The organism is Paractinoplanes bogorensis (assembly GCF_018829635.1).
GTDB lineage: Bacteria > Actinomycetota > Actinomycetes > Mycobacteriales > Micromonosporaceae > Actinoplanes > Actinoplanes bogorensis.
The window spans coordinates 736,035-752,806 of sequence record NZ_JAHKKG010000004.1 but is presented as its reverse complement, the minus strand read 5'-3'; the positions used below and the strand labels follow the sequence as shown (position 1 = coordinate 752,806).

Below are 16,772 nucleotides of genomic sequence, written 5' to 3'. Positions count from 1 at the left end.
GTGGGGACATGCGGGAGACGTTCAGGACCGAGTCCGAGGTCGACCCGGGGCACGCGGTCGACCTCGCACTGCGCGAAGCCGGCGGCGGACGGGTGGCGGGAGTGCGCGCTTCGGTCGAGTTCGGGCGTCCGGCCTGGCTCGTGCAGTTCGTGCGGGGCAGCTGGCTGTGCACGGCCGCCGTCGACGCGGGCACCGGCGAGGTCACGATGATCCTGGACGACGGGCTGCACACCGATGTGGCCGAACCGCCGCTGGCCGCTCCGGCCGTCACCGCTGTCGCCACGGTCCGGCCGGACTTCACCACCGTCTGGGACCTCCGGGCAGCCACCGACGGAACGGGCACGGCCTACCTGGCCACGGACAGCGGCATCGCCACCGTCCGCCTGACCACCGGGCATCCGAACAACAACGGACAAGACACGGACATCAGACGGACGACCGGCGACGGACAAGACACGGACATCGAACGGACGACCGGCAACGGACAGCGCGCGGGCAACGAACAGCGCCGGGGCAACCGACAGCACGCGGGGAACGAACAAGACACGGACATCGGACGGACGACCGGCAACCAACAGTGCGCGGGCAACGGACGGCGCGCGGGCAACGAACAAATCGCGAAAGAAGCCCGGCTGGTGATCGAGGACCATCACCGGATCGGGACCACCCGGGAGGTCGTGCCGGTGCCGGGTGGGGTCGTGGGGGCCACCGCCGACGGGCGCGTGCTCAGGCTCGATCCGGACGGGCGTACGGAATGGGAGCTGCAGTTGCCGGCCACGCCGTACACGCTGGCCGGCGATTACGACGGCGCGCGCATCCTGGCCGCCACCACGATCGGCGCGCTCGAGATCGACGCGCGCACCGGTTCGCTCACGCGGATTCTCGGGGGTGCCGCCCGTGCGGCCGCGTATCTGCCCGATGGTGGCTGTGTGCTGGCCGGTCACCGCGGCAAACTGCTCGTCCTGGACGGCCGCGGTCAGCAGCGCTGGACCTGGACCCAGGGCGAGTATCCGGAACGGGTGTGGGCGCGGGACGGCCGGATCTACCTGACCGGCGAGGGTGGTCTCAAGGAGATCCTGGTCGGCGAAGGTGTGATCGCCCGCTGGGCGTCACCGCTGGGCGAAAGCGTGGACGAGGCGGTCATCAGCGACGGCACCGTCTTCACCTGCTCCGGCGGCGACCGGGTCGAGGCGCACGGCTATGCCACGGCGGGTTACGCGGGTCCGCTCACCGGCCTGCACGAGCACCCGGAGGTGCTGACGCTGCTGCCCGACGAGGACGGCGAGCCATGGCTGCTCGTGGCCCACCGCGACGGCCTGATCAGCGCAATCCGAAACTGAGGCGCCCACCCGACACTGAGGCGCCCGCCCGAAGCTGAGGCGCCCGCTGACACTGACGCGCCCGCCCCACACAGACACCACCGCCCGACACGGACACCACCGCCCGACACGGACACCACCGCCCGACACGGACGCCACCGCCCGGGGCTGAGGCGACCGCCCGAGGCTAAGGCAGGACCAGGCGGAAGCCGACCCCGCGCCGGTTCTCGATCCAGCTCGACGACCCCAGCTTGCGCCGCAACGTCGCCACGTGGAAGTCGAGCGTCTTCCCCCGCCCGAAGAAGTTCGGCTCCCACACCGTCTCCAGGATGTGCTTCCGGCCGACCACCGCCCCGGGGTCGGCCGCCAGCAGCACCAGCAGGTCGTACTCCTTCGGCGTCAACGCGACCGGCCGGCCGTGCACCCGCACCTCCCGGGTTCGCTCGTCGATCTCGAGCGGACCCAGATCCGGACGGGCCGGGGCCGGGGCCGGCGCCGGGCGCGTGCGGCGGCCGATCGCGCGCATCCGGGCCACCAACTCCCGCGTGCTGAACGGCTTCGCCATGTAGTCGTCGGCGCCGATCTCGAGGCCGAGCACCCGGTCGGTCTCGTCACCGCGGGCGGTCAGCATGATGATCGGCACGTCGCTGACCCGGCGCAGGCGGCGGCACACGTCGATGCCGTCGATGTCGGGCAGGCCCAGGTCGAGCAGCACGAAGTCGGCGGGCGGGGCGGCCAGCGCGGCGGCCCCGGTCGCCACGTGCGACGCCTCGATGCCGAACCGGCCCAGCCCGGCCGCCAGCGGCTCGGCGATCGACTCGTCGTCCTCGACCAGCAGTACTCGCATACCGGCTTGTACGGATTTTCGGAGCCCACGGTTGAACGGGCTTCGACGAATGCCCGTAGCACTTGGCATGATCCGGCGCCTGCTGCTCACGTACCTCTCGCTCGCCGTCGTGGTGCTCGCCGGCCTCGCCCTGCCCTTGGCCGTGGTGCATCAGGGCAGCGAGGAGCAGCGGGCCTTCGCTCAGCTGGAGCACGACGCCGAGATCCTGGCCGCGTTCGTCGACGCCGCCATCATCCGCGGCCACTCGTCCGAGATCTCCACGCTCACCGCGGACGCGGCCCAGCGCTGGGGCGGCTGGATCGAGGTCGTCGACGGCACCGGCCGCCGGATCGCCGCCACCGGCCCGGCCGAGCCCTCCCCCGGTTCGATCGCCGACCTGCGGTCCGTCCTCGAGGGCCGGATCCAGGTGAACAGCGACCTCGACACCGATGTCATGTCGGTCGCCGTACTCATCCACCCCGGCCGGCCGCAGCAGGGAGCCGTGCGGGTGAGCGTCCCGACCACCACCCTGGACGCCCGGATCGACCAGTTCCGCTATCTGATCGGCGGCGTGAGCCTGGCCGTGCTGATCGGGGCCGCCCTGGTCGCGGCGGCGATGGCCCGCTGGATCAGCCGGCCGGTGCGCACCCTGGAACGGGCCACCCGCACCCTGGCCGAGGGCGACACCCCACCCGCGCCGACCACCATCGGCCCGCCCGAGCTGCGGCGACTGGCCGCGACGTTCAACACCACCGCCGTACGGCTGCAGCAGTTGATCGCCGCCCAGCGGTCCTTCGTCGGCCACGCGTCGCACCAGCTCAAGACGCCTCTGGCCGCCCTGCGGCTGCGCCTGGAGAACCTGGAACCGGATGTGGCGGCCGACGGCGAGACCAACCTGCGCGCGGCTCTGGTCGAGACCGACCGCCTGGCCCGGCTGGTCGACACCCTGCTCGCGATGACCCGCGGCGCCCACGCTCCCGCCCCCGTCGAGGTGGCGCTGGCCGGCGTGGTCGACGAGCGCGCCTCCCTGTGGGGTCCGGTGGCCGCCAAGGCCGGGGTGACACTGCAGATTCAAGACCCTTCCCCCGTACGCGTCCGAGCCGTCCCCGGCGCCCTCGAGCAGATCCTCGACAACCTGCTGTCCAACGCCCTCGGTGTGGCCCCGCCCGGCAGCACCGTGCACGTCACGTGCCACCGCACCGGCGACGAGATCGAGCTGCACGTGACCGACGCCGGTCCCGGCCTCACAGCGGCGCAGCGGGAGCGGGCGCTCGACGAGTTCTGGCGGGCCCCCGGCGCACCGAAGGGCGGGACCGGTCTCGGCCTCGCCCTGGTGCGAACGCTCGCGGAGAAGAGCGGCGGCCGGGCCCACCTGGACCCGGCCGCCCCTACCGGCATCGACGCCGTGGTCGTGCTCCCCGCCGCCGATCCGACCCCCTCCGACCGGACCGGCGCACTACCTGCCTGACGGCGATCAGTCGTCCGAGCCGTGCCCGCCGTGGCGGCCACCCTTGTCGTCGCCGCCGCGGTCGTCCCCACCGTGCTTGCCGCTGTCGTCACTGCCGCGACCCCGGTTGTCGTCGCCACCCCGGTCGTCACTGCCCCGGTCGTCACTGCCCCGGCCGCGGTCGTCGCCGTCCCGGCCGTCGATCTCGTGGTCGGTGACGGCACCGGTCCGGCGGTCGATGTCGAGCTCGTGCTCCACCCCGTTGTAGATGATCTCGATGTCCCAGACGGCCCGGCCGTGCTCGGTCTCGGCCTCGACCTTGACGACCCGTCCCCCGCCGACGACCGACAGCGCCTTCGACTTGGCCGCCGCGATCGAGATCGACGACGCGGTGGCGCTGCCCAGGCCCGAGTTGGCCGAGCTGCTGCCACGGGGCGACGGCGTGACCGACCCCGGCTCAACGGTCTCGAACGAGGACGACGGCGACGGCGACGCCGACGACGTGCTGTTGTCGTCCAGCGTCCCGTCCCCACGGAACACCTCCGACGAGGAGGGCGACGGCGTCGCGGACGAGGACGAGGACGAGTCGGCCGCGGCCAGGGCCGTGCCCGTGATGCCGAGAACGGCGGCTGCCCCAGCGGCGGCGGCGAGTGCGTACGAGCGCTTCATGATGGTTCCTCCCGGTTGTTTCTCACTGACACCAGGAGACTCCCGCTTTCTTGGATAGCGCCGCGCTGCATGATCCCTAAGGGCTGGTTAAGAGCTCCATCGTCACGACCGACCCGCCGTCGGGCCCGGCGGCGATCGAGAAGCGGCCCCGCGCGGCCCGGCGGGCGATGTCCAGGCCCAGCCCGGTCGAGTCGCCGCCGCTGGCCCCGCGCTGCACCAGCCCGGCGGGCATGCCGGGACCACGGTCGGCGATGGTGAGCCGGACGGCGCCGGGGACGGCTTCCAGGCGTACGGAAAACGGGGTTTCGTCCGGGGTGTGAGCGAAGACGTTGCCGAGCAGTGCGTCGACCGCGGCGGCCAGTTCGTCGGCCGACACCGCGACCGGCTGTGGGCCCGGCACCAGGTCGACCGTCATCTCGCGGCCGGTGTCCTCGGCCAGCACCGCCCAGAAGGCCGCCCGGTCGGCCACCACCGACGCCGCGTCGCAGCGGGCGGGCTCGACCGAGTCGGGGTCGGTGCGCCGGCGGGCCTGCTGGATCAGGCCGCTCACGGCGCGTTCGAGGGCGTCGGCGGCGGCACTCAGACGCGCGCTCTCCTCGGGGTCGCGCAGGCCTTCCGCCTCGAGCCGCAGGGCGGTCAGCGGCGTGCGCAGGCGGTGGGACAGGTCGGCCACCTGTTCGCGTTCGGCCCGGAGCAGTTCCTGGATGCGGCCGGCCAGGTGGTTCAGGGCGCCGGCCACCTCGCGCACCTCGGCCGGGCCCTCGGGGGCGGCCCGGGCCGAGAGCTCGGCGTTGGCCAGCCGGTGCGAGACGTCGGACAGGTCGGTGATCGGGCGCACGATCGTCCGGGCCAGCCGGTCGGCCACCAGCACGCCGACCGCCACCAGCAGCACGCCCAGCCCGCACAGGACGATCCACGAGCGGGTCACGCCGCTACTGCCTTCGGCGGGCGAGACCTCCGTACGGATAACTGCTGTGCCTCCTCTCCCCTGCACCGCGACGACGATCTCGCGGCCCCCGCCGGATTCGACGGTGAGGCTGCGCCCGCGGCTGGCCAGTTCGACCGCGGGGGTCCGGGCGACGGGAGTGCCGAGCACGGTGTCCGCGTCGAGATAGACGGTGATCGGGCGGCCCGAGGTGGCGGCCAACTGCTCGACGGTCAGCTTCAGGTCGGACGGGTCGGCCGTCCCGACCACGGTGATGATGCCCTGGATGTCGGCCGTCGCGCGGACGGTCGCGCGGTCCTCGGCGACCTGCCGGACCAGGAAGGCCAACGGCACCAGGAACGCGATCATCATGAGGGTGGTGGTGGCCAGCACGAGCAGGCGGAGCTGCCCCCTCACGAGCCGGACTCCGGAACACCGAGACGAACCCCGACTCCCCGTACGGTGTGCAGGTAGCGCGGCGCCGTGGCACTCTCGCCCAGTTTGCGGCGCAACCACGACAGGTGCACGTCGACCGTCTTGTCGGCACCGCCGTACGGGATCTGCCAGACCTCGGTCAGCAGTTCGCGCTTGGTCACCACCTGCCCGGCCCGGGTGGCCAGGTGATGCAGCAGGTCGAACTCGCGCGGGGTGAGCTCGACCGTCTCGCCGGCCAGCCGCACCTGCCGCCCGCCCGGGTCGATCACCAGCTCGCCGACGGTGATGGCCGGGTCGGCCTGCGGGGTCGTCCCCCGGCGCAGCACGGCCCGGATCCGCGACTCGAGCTGGGCCGCGGTGAACGGTTTGACCACGTAGTCGTCGGCGCCCGAGTCGAGCACCCGCACGATCTCGGTCTCGTCGTCGCGGGCGGTCGCCACGATCACCGGCATCTGGCTGACCGCGCGCAGCATCCGCAACACCTCGCGCCCGTCCAGGTCGGGCAGCCCGAGATCGAGCACGACCAGGTCGGGACGGTCGGTGAGGGCGGCCTGCACGCCCTCCATGGCGGTCGCGACGGAGGCGACGGCGTGGCCGCGCTCCTTGAGCGCCCGCATCAGGGGCGTACGGATGGTCGCGTCATCCTCGATCAGCAGCAGCCGGGCCATTGGGCGAAGCGTAGTCGGCCTTTCCACGCTGACCTGCGCTCTTAACCATGCCTTAGCGTGGCCGGGAGACAGTCTTAGCCCTTGATCAGGCACAGTGGGAGCCATGCCGACTCCGCGATATCTCGTGGCCACCGCCGGGTGGCTGGCCGCCGCTGTGGTCGCCACCGGCGCCGGCCTGGGCGGGATCCGCCTGGTCAGCGAGAACCTGACCGGCACCCCGGGCGGCGTGCTGAGCGAGCAGGACGTGGCGCGGGCCCTGTCCGCGGCGCCGGTGTCAAGCACCCCGCCGCCACCGGTCAGAACGGCGACACCGAGCGAGCGCCCTCCCGCCCTCACCAGTTTTTCCAGCTCGGGCGGGGTGGCGATCGCCGGTTGCCGGGGCGGCGAGGCGTTCCTGGACCGCTGGTCACCGAACCCGGGCTACGAGGTCAAGGACGTCGACGAGGGGCCGGACTCCGAGGCCAAGGTGCGCTTCGAGAGCTCCGACCGCCACGTCGAACTGCGGATCACCTGCTCGGGCGGCCTGCCGCACGCCGACGAGCAGAGCAACCACGGCGGGGACGACGACTAACGTCTTTTATCCAGCTTCGTCCCCTCGCGAAGACTTCGACATACGTCGATTGACGGCCGTTCACGTGCCGTCCAGAGGCGGCCAGCAACCTGTCCATGCACCCCCCACGAGGAGGATTCATGGACCGTCGCACCCTGTTACGCGCCACCGTCGCCGGCGCCGGAGGCATCGCCCTGCCGTTCACCGCCTGGTCGGCCGCCTACGCGAGCCCCGCCCAGAACGCCACCGGACCGTACGGCGCCCTGCGCGCGGCCGACGCCAACGGCATCCAACTGCCTTCGGGCTTCACCAGCCAGGTCGTGGCCCGTTCCCGGCAGACGGTTCCCGGCACCTCGTACCGCTGGCACGACGCCCCCGACGGCGGCGCGGTGATTCCGAACGGCAACGGCTGGATCTACGTCTCCAACTCCGAGGTGTCCTCGAGCTCGGGCGGTGGCGCGTCCCGGCTCGTCTTCAACTCGAGCGGGCAGGTCACCGGCGCCTCGCGGATCCTCAGCGGCACCAACCAGAACTGCGCGGGCGGCAAGACGCCCTGGAACACCTGGCTGTCGTGCGAGGAGATCAGCCTGGGCCGGGTCTGGGAGACCTACCCGCTCGGCGGGTCGGCGGTCGTGCGGCCCGCGATGGGCCGGTTCAAGCACGAGGCGGCCGCGGCCGATCCCGTACGGCAGGTCATCTATCTGACCGAGGACGAGACCGACGGCAAGTTCTACCGGTACATCCCGGCCGCGTGGGGCAACCTGTCGGCCGGCACGCTCCAGGTGTTCCGGGCCGGCACCGCCACCTCGGGCTCGTTCACCTGGGCCGACGTCCCCGACCCGGACGGCTCACCGACCCAGACCCGCTATCAGGTGTCCGGGGCCAAGGCGTTCAACGGTGGCGAGGGCTGCCACTACGCCGACAACAAGGTCTGGTTCACCACCAAGGGCGACAACCGGGTGTGGCAGGTCAACCTGTCGGCCGGCACGTACGAGCTGGCCTACGACGACAACCTGGTCAGCCCGGGCACGGCACCGCTGACCGGGGTCGACAACGTGACCGGCACGCCCTCGGGCGACCTCTACGTGGCCGAGGACGGCGGCAACATGGAGATCTGCCTGATCAACCCGGCGTCGGCCACCGTGTCGGTGTTCCTGCGGATAACCGGGCAGGGAGCATCGGAGATCACCGGTCCGGCCTTCACCCCGGCCGGGAACCGGTTGTACTTCTCCTCGCAGCGGGGCACCTCCGGAGCGTCCTCCGGCGGCATCACCTATTGCGTGACGGGGCCGTTCCGGTAGCTAACGTTTTCGGGCGTCCAGCACCCCGGCGAACACCGCCGTGGTGACGACCGCACCGGTCAGCAGGACCCCCCGGACACCCCAGGCGACCATGGCCACCGAAAGCAGACCCCAGACGACGCCTGCCGTGACCAGCACGGCGATCAGCACCGGGCGGGGCCAGCGGGGCCACGGTGGGCGCGCCAGCGCGGGGTAATCCGTGGTCAGGCGGGCGACGATGTCGTCGAACTCCCGGCGCTTGTCCTCGGTGCTCATCCCGATCGACCTCCTGTCGAGCACATGTGCTCCCGAACGCACTGTACGTCGCAGAGCTGTCCCCGGGTTCGAAAGATCTTCACGAAAGTTCCCGGGGCAGTCTGAGTTCCCTCGGTCACCAGCTTGAAAACACCCGGGCCTGCCCTCCTGAGCCGTCCCGGTACGGGATCAGGCCGACGGTCAGGGTGGCGCCGTGCCGCGGCATCCGGTCGAGGTGGGCGAGATTCTCCACGCCGTACCGGTCGGCGCCGGTCAGGGCCAGGTGGGTCGCGAAGTCCTCGGAGACGCCCGGGTCGATGCTCAGCGTGTCGACCCCCAGCGCCCGGATGCGCCGCTTGGTCAGCAGCCACTCGCAGGCGTCGGCGCTGAACCCGGGGAAATGCAGGCCGCCCGCGCTGTCGGTGCCGCGGTAGGCGGCCACGTCGCCCGCCTTGGCCGCCCAGCCGCTGAACATCAGCACCGAGGCGTCCCGCGGGATCCGGTCGTAGCGGCGCTCGTACGCCACCAGGTCGGCCACGCTGACGGTGGTGTCGGGCTCGTGGGCGGCCCGGCGGGCGATGTCGATGACCACGGCCGGCGTGATCAGCTCGGCCAGCGTCAGTTCCTCGGACGTACGGCCACCAGCCGTGAAGTGCGCGGGAGCGTCCACATGGGTCCCGAAGTGCTCGAGGATCGTCCACTCGCGCATGTAGTAGCCGTCGTCCGGAATGGACGTGGCGACGCGGCTGGACGGCTCCTCACCGGGTTCGAACGCGGGGAACGACGGGCTGACGACGTGCGTGAGGTCTTGGAGGCCGTGCCTGTGCGGGGCGGCCTGGGCGGGCATCGCGGGAGCAGCAACCACGGCGGCCGAGGCCGCCGCGCCGAGGAGCAAGGAACGGCGAGTCACCTTGTCGACACACATGGTCGGAATGTAGCGGCTTCCGGTGACCCGCCATACCCTCCGTCGTGTCAGATCCAGGTCGGCGTGCGACCGCCGGCATAGCGCTCGCCGAACCCGCCGTCGGGCAGGATCTCGTCGATGGCGGCCAGGTCGGCGTCGGTCAGCTTGACGTCGGCCGCGCCGGTGTTCTCCTCGACCCGCCGGACGCTGCGCGTGCCCGGGATCGGCACGATGTGCTCGCCGCGGGTCAGCAGCCAGGCCAGCGCCAGCTGCGACACCGTCGCGCCCTTCGACTCGGCGAGCGCGGTCAGACGGCGTACGGCGTCGAGGTTCTTCTCGTAGTTGCCCGGCTGCCAGCGCGGATCGGTGCGCCGCATGTCGCCCTCGGTGTACTGGTCGGCCGGCTTGGCGGCGCCGGTCAGGAACCCGCGGCCGAGCGGCGAGTAGGGCACGAAGCCGATGCCGAGCTCGTCGAGCACGGGGAGGAGCTGCTCGACGTCGCGCTCGAACAACGAGTACTCGGTCTGCAGCACCGAAACCGGCTGCACGGCATGCGCCTGGCGAATCGTCGACGGTCCGGCCTCGCTCAGCCCGAAGTAGCGGACCTTCCCCGCGTCGATGAACTCCTTGACCGTCCCGGCCACGTCCTCGATCGGCACGGTCGGGTCGACGCGGTGCTGGTAGAGCACGTCGATCGTGTCCACGCCGAGATACCGCAGGCTGTTCTCGACCACCTCGCGGATGTGGTCGGGCCGGCTGTCGAACCCGAAGTCGCGGGTGAAACCGAACTTGGTGGCGATCACGATCTCGTCGCGGAAGCCGGCCACCGCCCGGCCGACCGCCTTCTCGTTCTCGCCCCACCCGTACAGCTCGGCGGTGTCGAAGAACGTCACGCCGAGCTCGTGGGCCCGCCGGATCGCGGCGATGCCCTCCTGCTCGTCACCGGGGCCGTAGGCGAGGTGCAACCCCATGGCGCCGTAGCCGATCTCGGAGACGGTCAGGCCCTGCTGTCCAAGAGTGCGCTGCTGCACGACTGCTCTCCTCACGGAATGTCAAACCAAACGGTTCGGTTCGAACCTACCCCGCGATCCGGGCATCGGCGAAGGTAATGTTGTGACCATGGACTCCACCGGCGACCGCATCGTCGCCGCGGCCACGGCCGAGTTCTCCCGGCACGGCATCGCCGGCGCCCGCATCGAACGCATCGCCAAGGCCGCGCGCACCAGCAAGGAGCGCATCTACGCCTATTACCGCAGCAAGGAGGCCCTCTACCGGCACATCCTGCGGCAGGAGCTGACCGCGGTGGCCGAGGCAACCCGGATGGATCCGACCGATCTGCCGGAATACGCGGGCCGCATCCACGACTACTTCACCAGCCATCCCGACCGCTACCGGCTGATGACCTGGGGCCAGATGGAACTCGGGCCCGGCGAGAGTCCGCCCGACGACGACCCGATCCGCGAGGCGACCACCTACAAGCTGGAGAAGCTGCGCCAGGCCCAGAAGGACGGCATCCTCGACGCCTCCTGGGACCCGATCGACATCCTGATCTTCGTCAACCAGATCGCCATGTCCTGGGTGGCCCAGCCGCCGCACGTCCCGAGCGATTCGCAGGCCCGCCGAGCCGCCATCGTCACGGCCGTGGAGCGCCTCTTTCCGGCGGCTCATTAAACCCTTCCCGCGCACGCCGGAGAGCCGCCCCAAACACATCAAGACCTTTCCCTCGTACGGCGTAAAGCCCTCCCCGCAACGCACCAAGACCCTTCCCGCGTACGCCGGAAAGCCGGTCCCGCCGCGCGACAACGCCCCGCACCGCGAGCCGCGCCCGCGTGGCGCCTCGCCAGCCGTCAGCCGCTCGCCACCCGACGTTCGTCGCCCGTGGCCCGTCAGAGCAGCGTGTCGAGCATCGCGGCGCAGTCCTCGTCCGCCGGCGGGCCGTCGTGGGTCTGGTCCCACATCACGACGCCCGAGAAGGCCAGGTGGGCCACGAGCGGCGACGCCCCCGCCCGACGGAACGACGCCAGCGCCCGCTCGGTCACCGTCGCGACCAGGTCACCCAGCTCCCCCGTACCGCCCGCCTTCACCGCGTCGACCAGCGCCCGCCCCTCGGGCCGCGCCGCGTTGTCGCGGATCATCGTCATCAGCGCCAGCACGTCCCCGCGCAGCGACCCGGTCGCCGGATCGTTGTCGTAGTCGGCGAGCAGCGGCTCGACCACCGCGGCCAGCAGCGCCGCCTTGGACGGCCAGCGCCGATAGATCGTGGTCCGGTTGACCCCGGCCGCCTTGGCCACGCCGTCGATGGTCAGCCCGGCGAACCCGGCACGCGCCAGCTCGGTCAGCGTCGCCGCGCGCACATTCTCGATCACCTGGGCGCTCCGCGGGCCGTGCTGGAGCCCGAGCGTGCGCCGTGCCGCCTGAGTCATCGCACCATTCTCTCAATGGCAACAGCCTGTTGCCTTTCTGAGGACACGAGCCTAACGTCCCCAGCAGGAGATCGGACGAGAGCGGGTGTGCGCCGTGGACGAACAGAGCTTCGACTTCGTGGTGGTCGGTTCCGGGACGGGCATGCTGGCCGCGCTGGCCGCCGCCGAGGCCGGGATGTCGGTGCTGATCATCGAGAAGTCCCGCTTTTTCGGCGGTTCGACCGCGCTCTCCGGCGGCGGTTTCTGGGTGCCGGGCAACGCCCTGCTGCGCGAGGCCGGCGTCCGCGACTCCCCCGAACGCGCCCGCGAATACCTGACCGCCGTCACCGCCGGCGAGACCCCCGAGTCCCGCTGGGGCACCCATCTCGAGCACGGTCCCGCCGCCGTCGACCTGCTGCGCCGCCACACCCCGCTCAAGTTCCAGTGGATGACCGGCTACGCCGACTACTTCCCCGAGCTGCCCGGCGGTTCGGCCACGGGCCGGGCGATGGAACCCAAGCCTTTCGACGTACGCCGTCTGGGGCCGGACCGGGCCCGCCTGCGCCCGCCCGCACTGGCCGCGCCGTTCCCGATGCCGGTATCCGGCCGCACGTACAAGTGGCTGAACCTGGTCGCCCGCCACCCGCGCGGCATTGTCACCGGCGCCCGCCTGCTCGGCCTGGGGCTCGGCGGCCTGGCCATCCGCCGCGAGTATGTGGCCGGTGGCGGCGCCTTGGCCGCCGGATTGTTCGCCGGTGTGCGCGCCGCGAACATTCCCGTCCGTTTCGAGTCCCCGTTGCAGGAACTGATCGTCGAGAACGACCGGGTCACCGGTGTCATCGTCCACGGCGAACGCATTCGCGCAAACCGCGGCGTCCTCCTGTCGGCCGGCGGTTTCGACCGCAACGCCGCCCTGCGCCACGAATACCAGTCCGAGCAGCTCGACACCGACTGGTGCCTGGGCAATCCCGAGAACACCGGCGACATCCTGCCCATGGCCCAGGCGGCCGGCGCCGACCTCGCGTTCATGAACGAGGCCTGGTGGTTCCCGGCCATCCCCGCACCCGGCCCGATGCCCGGCGTGCTGCTGGCCGAACGCAGCCTGCCCGGCCAGATCATCGTCGACCAGCAGGGCCGCCGTTTCATGAACGAGGCGGTCAACTACATGACGGCCGGCCAGCACATGATCCAGCAGCAGCTCCCGGTCTGGATGGTCTTCGACCAGCGCTACCGCAACCGCTACGTCTTCGGCGGCGGCGTCTTCCCCCGCCAGCCACTCCCCAAGTCCTGGTACGACGCCGGCGTGGCAGTCAAGGCCGCCACCCTGGACGACCTGGCCAAGCAGTTGGGCCTGACCGACCTGCCCGCCACGGTCACCCGCTTCAACGCTCAGGCCGCCGCCGGCCGCGACGACGACTTCCACCGGGGCGACAGCGCTTACGACCGCTACTACGGCGACCCCACCATCACTCCCAACCCGTGTCTGGGCCCGCTGGACCAGGCCCCGTTCTACGCCGTCAAGGTCGTCCCCGGCGACCTGGGCACCTGCGGCGGCATCCGGGCCGACGGCTTCGGCCGGGCCCTGCGCCCCGACGGAACCGCCATCGAGGGCCTGTACGCCACCGGAAACGCGGCCGGAAACGCGTTCGGCCGCGTCTACCCCGGCCCAGGCGCCACCATCGGCCAGGGCTTGAGCTTCGGCTACGCAGCGGCCCGCCACGCCGCCGGCAAACTCGCCTAGTTCCGCCTGGAGGGCGACCTGGTTGAGGGCGGGACGTCACGCCCGATCCCCCACCGGAGAAACCACAGCGCCGTGCGGGCCCGTTCGCCGTTCGCATGTGTTCGCCGTTCGTATCTGCGCGCTGTTCGCATGTGCGGCCGTTCGCATGCGCGCGCCGTTCGCATGCGCGCGCCGTTCGCATACGCGCGCCGTTCGCATACGCGCGCCGTTCGCACGCGCGCGCCGTACGCATGCGTGACGCCGTGGCCTACGCGAGATCGGCCAAGGAGTCGGCCGAGGGACTTCCCGGTTCCGGCTGGTAGGCGATAATGACGAGATCGCTGCCCGCGACGGCCAGACTCTGACGTCGAAGCACAAGCATTCCCGCGTACGGATGCAGGAACCGCTTCGTCTCGTCCCGCGCCGGGCGGACATCGTGCAACGCCCACAGCCGCCGGAACTCGTCGCTGCCGTTGAGCGAGGCGGCCAGTTCCGCATTGCGCGAATCCGTCGAAGCGCGCAACGCGGCGACCGTCTGCGCGGCGATTTCCGGCCAGTCCGGAAACACCACGCGCACCGCCGGATCGAGGAACATGTCGCGCACCAGGTTGCGCCCGGGCTGATAGAGCGGCGCCAGCGCCATCGCGAGCTTGTTGGCGGCCACCACATCGAAGCGTCCGTTCCGCACATAGGCCGGAATGCCGCTCCACGCATCGAGCAGCCGCCGCACATCGCCCGACGCGGACTCGGGACCGCCCGCCCCGCGTGCGCGCGGGGCCGGCTCCAGGAAACCACCGGCGCCAAGCTGTGCCCCAGCGCCCGACCGATCACCAGCACTCGCCCGGTCAGCAGCCGCCGGCTGTCCCACAGTTGCCGGCCCGGTGGCGTCACCCGCTCCGGAAGCAGCGCCCGTCGGCGCCGCACTCCCCGTCCCGCCGGGCCTGGCCGCTGCAGCTGACTGTGTCCCAGCCCCTGAACCGGCAGTGGCACCCGGGCCGGCAGCAGCGCGTGGTCCTACCGCCGCCTTCAGCCAGGTGTTGGCGGTGCTCGGTGGGGTGGCCAGGGCGTGCAGGTGAGCCGTCGCGTCGCGGTCGAGCTGGAGGGCCGCGGCGAGGGCGTCGAGCACCTGCGCGGACGGGTGGCGGTCGACGCCCTGTTCGAGTCTGGTCAGGTATTGCACGGAGACGCCGGCCAGGGCGGCCAGTTCGTCGCGCCGCAGGCCGGGCACCCGCCGCGGGCCGTAGGCGGTGAGGCCGACGTCCGCCGGACGCACCCGGCCCCGCCGGGCCTGCAGGAACTCGCCGAGATCGCTCATGTCGGGTCGAGGGTATCCCTGGCCGGGTGCTGGCTGCCCGGCGCGCGCAACGGCAGGGTCGGAATCATGAAGACATGGTTCATCACCGGCGCCTCGCGCGGTTTCGGACAGGTATGGACAACCGCCGCCCTCGACCGCGGTGACCGCGTCGCCGCCACCGCCCGCAACCCGGAGGCCTTGGCCGGGCTCAAGGAGAAGTACGGAGACCGGCTGCTTCCGATCGGCCTGGACGTCACCGACCGCGCGAACGTGTTCGCCGCGGTCAACGAAGCGGCGACAACGTTCGGCCGGTTGGACGTCGTCGTCAACAACGCCGGTTACGGACTGTTCGGCATGGTCGAGGAGACGACCGAGGCGCAGGCCCGCGCCCAGATCGACACCAACCTGTTCGGCGCGCTGTGGGTGACCCAGGCGGCCCTCCCGGTCCTGCGTGCGCAGGGAAGCGGTCACATCGTGCAGGTGTCGAGCATCGGCGGGATCGCCGCGTTCCCGGGTCTGGGCCTCTACAACGCGTCGAAGTGGGCTCTCGAGGGGATGAGCGAGGCGCTCGCCCAGGAGGTCAAGCCGCTGAGCCTGCGGGTGACGATCGTCGAGCCCGGCCCGTACGGCACCGACTGGTCCGGCGACTCCGCCGTCCGCGCGACGCCGCTCGATGCGTACGAGCCGGTCCGCGAGGCTCGCCGTGCCGGTGCCTCGGCCCGCGCACCCCGGGACCCGTCCGTCACCGCGCACGCCCTGCTGACACTCGTCGACCTCGACGAGCCGCCGCTGCGCCTGTTCCTCGGTGAATACCCGTACGCGATCGCGGAATCGGCCTACCGGCAGCGCCAGGAAACCTGGCAGCAGTGGCGCGACCTGGCCGAGACCGCCTGACCGCACCGGGGTGAGCGAAACTGCACGTCTCGCTCACCCCGCTCCGGGCAACGGTCAGAAACGCACTTCGCCCTGGTTGAGTACCCGCGGGTGGAAGTAGGCGGCCTGGATCGCGGCGTTCGTGTTGCTGCCGCGCAACTGCTCGGACCAGACCATGAAGTACGACCAGCGGGTCTGCGAGGTCAGCAACGCGTTGTCCGGCACCTTGCCCATCTCGGCGATCGCGATCGGTTTGCCGGCCGCGATCGACTGGATCTGCTGGTAGTCGCCGGACGACGGGAAGTTCTTGTACCAGGCGTCGAGCGAGACCACATCGACGTAGTTGCTGCCCGGGTAGTACTGGGACCAGCCACCGGCCGGGTTGTCCTGCACGTTCCAGACCCAGATCAGGTTGTCCAGGCCCTGGCTGTCGAAGTAGTCCTTCATCTGCTGGAAGATCTTCGACCCGCCGTTGGCGCCGGGCCGGCCGCCCCACCAGTTCCAGGTCTCGTTCATCTCGTGGAACGGCCGCCACAGCACCGGCACGCCCGCGTCCTTGAGCTGGCGCAGGTACGGCACGACCTCGGCCATCCGGCTGCGCCAGGTCTGGTTGAGCGCGGTGCCGCCGGTGACGACCTGCAGGAACTGGCTGTCCGAGATGCGCGTCTTGACGCCGCCCTCGAACTCACAGGTGCGCGAAACGGTCGGCGAACACGCATGCCAGGTGAGCGCGACGAGCGATCCGTTGCGCCATTCCGTCTTGGCCTGGTCGACGACGCGCTGCCGGTTGTTGATGTCGTCGGCCCGGAACATCATGTCGCCGCCCCACAGGCCCGGCCACTGACCGGTCACGTCATGCACCTGCTGGGTGTACTGCCCGGGCTGACTGGCCGGCTCCTTGTTGTGCTGCCCCGACACGATCGACGTGCCGCTGATCGACCGCAGGTAGTTGATCACGGTCGCTTTCGGGGTCGCCGCGAACGCCGAGGCGCTGGACGCGGTGTAGACCATGCCCGAGCCGAGCAGCACCGTGACGGCGCCGACGACCCAGGCGGGACGGGGGATCTTCACGAGGGGATTCCTTTCCGTTGGGGGACGGACGTTCCACCGCGGGCCCATCAACCCGGGCTCGCGGAGCTAGTTGGGCGGCCACCGCCGACTGCGCGCTTCCTGACCGTTACGCGCGGCCGTTTCTGACCGCTACG

General features: G+C 71.3%; 17 protein-coding genes. 7 read left to right on the top strand and 10 right to left on the bottom strand.

All coding sequences use genetic code 11. From position 1 onward, the window contains the following. Positions 1–8: 8 nt before the first annotated feature. Positions 9–1,340, top strand: a complete 1,332-nt coding sequence (locus KOI35_RS15300) for an NHL repeat-containing protein (protein ID WP_215787862.1) — start codon at positions 9–11, stop codon at positions 1,338–1,340. A gap of 166 nt (positions 1,341–1,506) precedes the next feature. Here KOI35_RS15300 and KOI35_RS15295 read toward each other — a convergent pair whose 3' ends face one another. Further along, on the bottom strand, positions 1,507–2,166 hold the full coding sequence (locus tag KOI35_RS15295; RefSeq protein WP_215787860.1) for a response regulator transcription factor: 660 nt from the start codon (positions 2,164–2,166) through the stop codon (positions 1,507–1,509). Between the two features lie 49 nt (positions 2,167–2,215). Here KOI35_RS15295 and KOI35_RS15290 point away from each other — a divergent pair, with 49 nt between their 5' ends. Then, positions 2,216–3,613, top strand: coding sequence for a sensor histidine kinase (locus tag KOI35_RS15290; protein WP_215787858.1), 1,398 nt, complete (start codon positions 2,216–2,218; stop codon positions 3,611–3,613). Positions 3,614–3,619: 6 nt separating this feature from the next. Here KOI35_RS15290 and KOI35_RS15285 read toward each other — a convergent pair whose 3' ends face one another. The 3 genes from KOI35_RS15285 to KOI35_RS15275 form a co-directional block, all read right to left on the bottom strand. Beyond that, positions 3,620–4,261 carry a PepSY domain-containing protein gene (locus KOI35_RS15285; protein ID WP_215787856.1) on the bottom strand — a complete coding sequence of 214 codons (642 nt, stop codon included), beginning with the start codon at positions 4,259–4,261 and terminating at the stop codon, positions 3,620–3,622. A gap of 76 nt (positions 4,262–4,337) precedes the next feature. Beyond that, on the bottom strand, positions 4,338–5,603 hold the full coding sequence (locus KOI35_RS15280; RefSeq protein ID WP_215787854.1) for a HAMP domain-containing sensor histidine kinase: 1,266 nt from the start codon (positions 5,601–5,603) through the stop codon (positions 4,338–4,340). Further along, entirely contained in the window at positions 5,600–6,289 is a 690-nt protein-coding gene (locus tag KOI35_RS15275; protein ID WP_215787852.1) for a response regulator transcription factor, read from the bottom strand. Before KOI35_RS15275 ends, KOI35_RS15280 begins: the two co-directional genes overlap by 4 nt. 103 nt (positions 6,290–6,392) lie before the next feature. On the opposite strand from KOI35_RS15275, the gene KOI35_RS15270 reads away from it, so the two are divergent. Next, positions 6,393–6,860: a septum formation initiator gene (locus KOI35_RS15270; protein ID WP_215787850.1), complete on the top strand. Its 468-nt coding sequence runs from the start codon at positions 6,393–6,395 to the stop codon at positions 6,858–6,860. A 119-nt stretch (positions 6,861–6,979) separates the two neighbouring features. Then, positions 6,980–8,140, top strand: coding sequence for an alkaline phosphatase PhoX (locus KOI35_RS15265; protein WP_215787848.1), 1,161 nt, complete (start codon positions 6,980–6,982; stop codon positions 8,138–8,140). On the opposite strand, the gene KOI35_RS15260 is transcribed toward KOI35_RS15265, so the two are convergent. The 3 genes from KOI35_RS15260 to KOI35_RS15250 form a co-directional block, all read right to left on the bottom strand. After that, complete coding sequence (locus tag KOI35_RS15260; protein WP_215787846.1) at positions 8,141–8,395, bottom strand: hypothetical protein; 255 nt, start codon at positions 8,393–8,395, stop codon at positions 8,141–8,143. A 115-nt stretch (positions 8,396–8,510) separates the two neighbouring features. Continuing rightward, complete coding sequence (locus tag KOI35_RS15255) at positions 8,511–9,299, bottom strand: cyclase family protein (protein WP_246613067.1); 789 nt, start codon at positions 9,297–9,299, stop codon at positions 8,511–8,513. Between the two features lie 47 nt (positions 9,300–9,346). After that, positions 9,347–10,309, bottom strand: a complete 963-nt coding sequence (locus KOI35_RS15250; RefSeq protein WP_308121001.1) for an aldo/keto reductase — start codon at positions 10,307–10,309, stop codon at positions 9,347–9,349. A gap of 88 nt (positions 10,310–10,397) precedes the next feature. Here KOI35_RS15250 and KOI35_RS15245 point away from each other — a divergent pair, with 88 nt between their 5' ends. Beyond that, positions 10,398–10,949, top strand: a complete 552-nt coding sequence (locus KOI35_RS15245) for a TetR family transcriptional regulator (RefSeq protein WP_215787844.1) — start codon at positions 10,398–10,400, stop codon at positions 10,947–10,949. Positions 10,950–11,164: 215 nt separating this feature from the next. On the opposite strand, the gene KOI35_RS15240 is transcribed toward KOI35_RS15245, so the two are convergent. Then, a complete protein-coding gene (locus KOI35_RS15240) occupies positions 11,165–11,701 on the bottom strand; it encodes a TetR/AcrR family transcriptional regulator (RefSeq protein WP_215787842.1) in 537 nt (178 codons plus the stop codon). 94 nt (positions 11,702–11,795) lie between these two features. Between KOI35_RS15240 and KOI35_RS15235 the strand changes: the two genes are divergently transcribed. Beyond that, positions 11,796–13,421, top strand: a complete 1,626-nt coding sequence (locus KOI35_RS15235; RefSeq protein ID WP_308121000.1) for an FAD-binding protein — start codon at positions 11,796–11,798, stop codon at positions 13,419–13,421. A 247-nt stretch (positions 13,422–13,668) separates the two neighbouring features. On the opposite strand, the gene KOI35_RS15230 is transcribed toward KOI35_RS15235, so the two are convergent. Next, on the bottom strand, positions 13,669–14,715 hold the full coding sequence (locus KOI35_RS15230; protein WP_215787840.1) for a helix-turn-helix domain-containing protein: 1,047 nt from the start codon (positions 14,713–14,715) through the stop codon (positions 13,669–13,671). A gap of 66 nt (positions 14,716–14,781) precedes the next feature. Between KOI35_RS15230 and KOI35_RS15225 the strand changes: the two genes are divergently transcribed. After that, a complete protein-coding gene (locus KOI35_RS15225) occupies positions 14,782–15,588 on the top strand; it encodes an SDR family NAD(P)-dependent oxidoreductase (protein WP_215787837.1) in 807 nt (268 codons plus the stop codon). 54 nt (positions 15,589–15,642) lie between these two features. Here the strand turns inward: KOI35_RS15225 and KOI35_RS15220 are convergent, their stop codons facing one another. Further along, the gene (locus KOI35_RS15220; RefSeq protein WP_308120999.1) at positions 15,643–16,638 is read right to left on the bottom strand and encodes a glycosyl hydrolase; all 996 of its coding nucleotides are present in this window, start codon (positions 16,636–16,638) and stop codon (positions 15,643–15,645) included. Between the last annotated feature and the right edge of the window lie 134 nt (positions 16,639–16,772).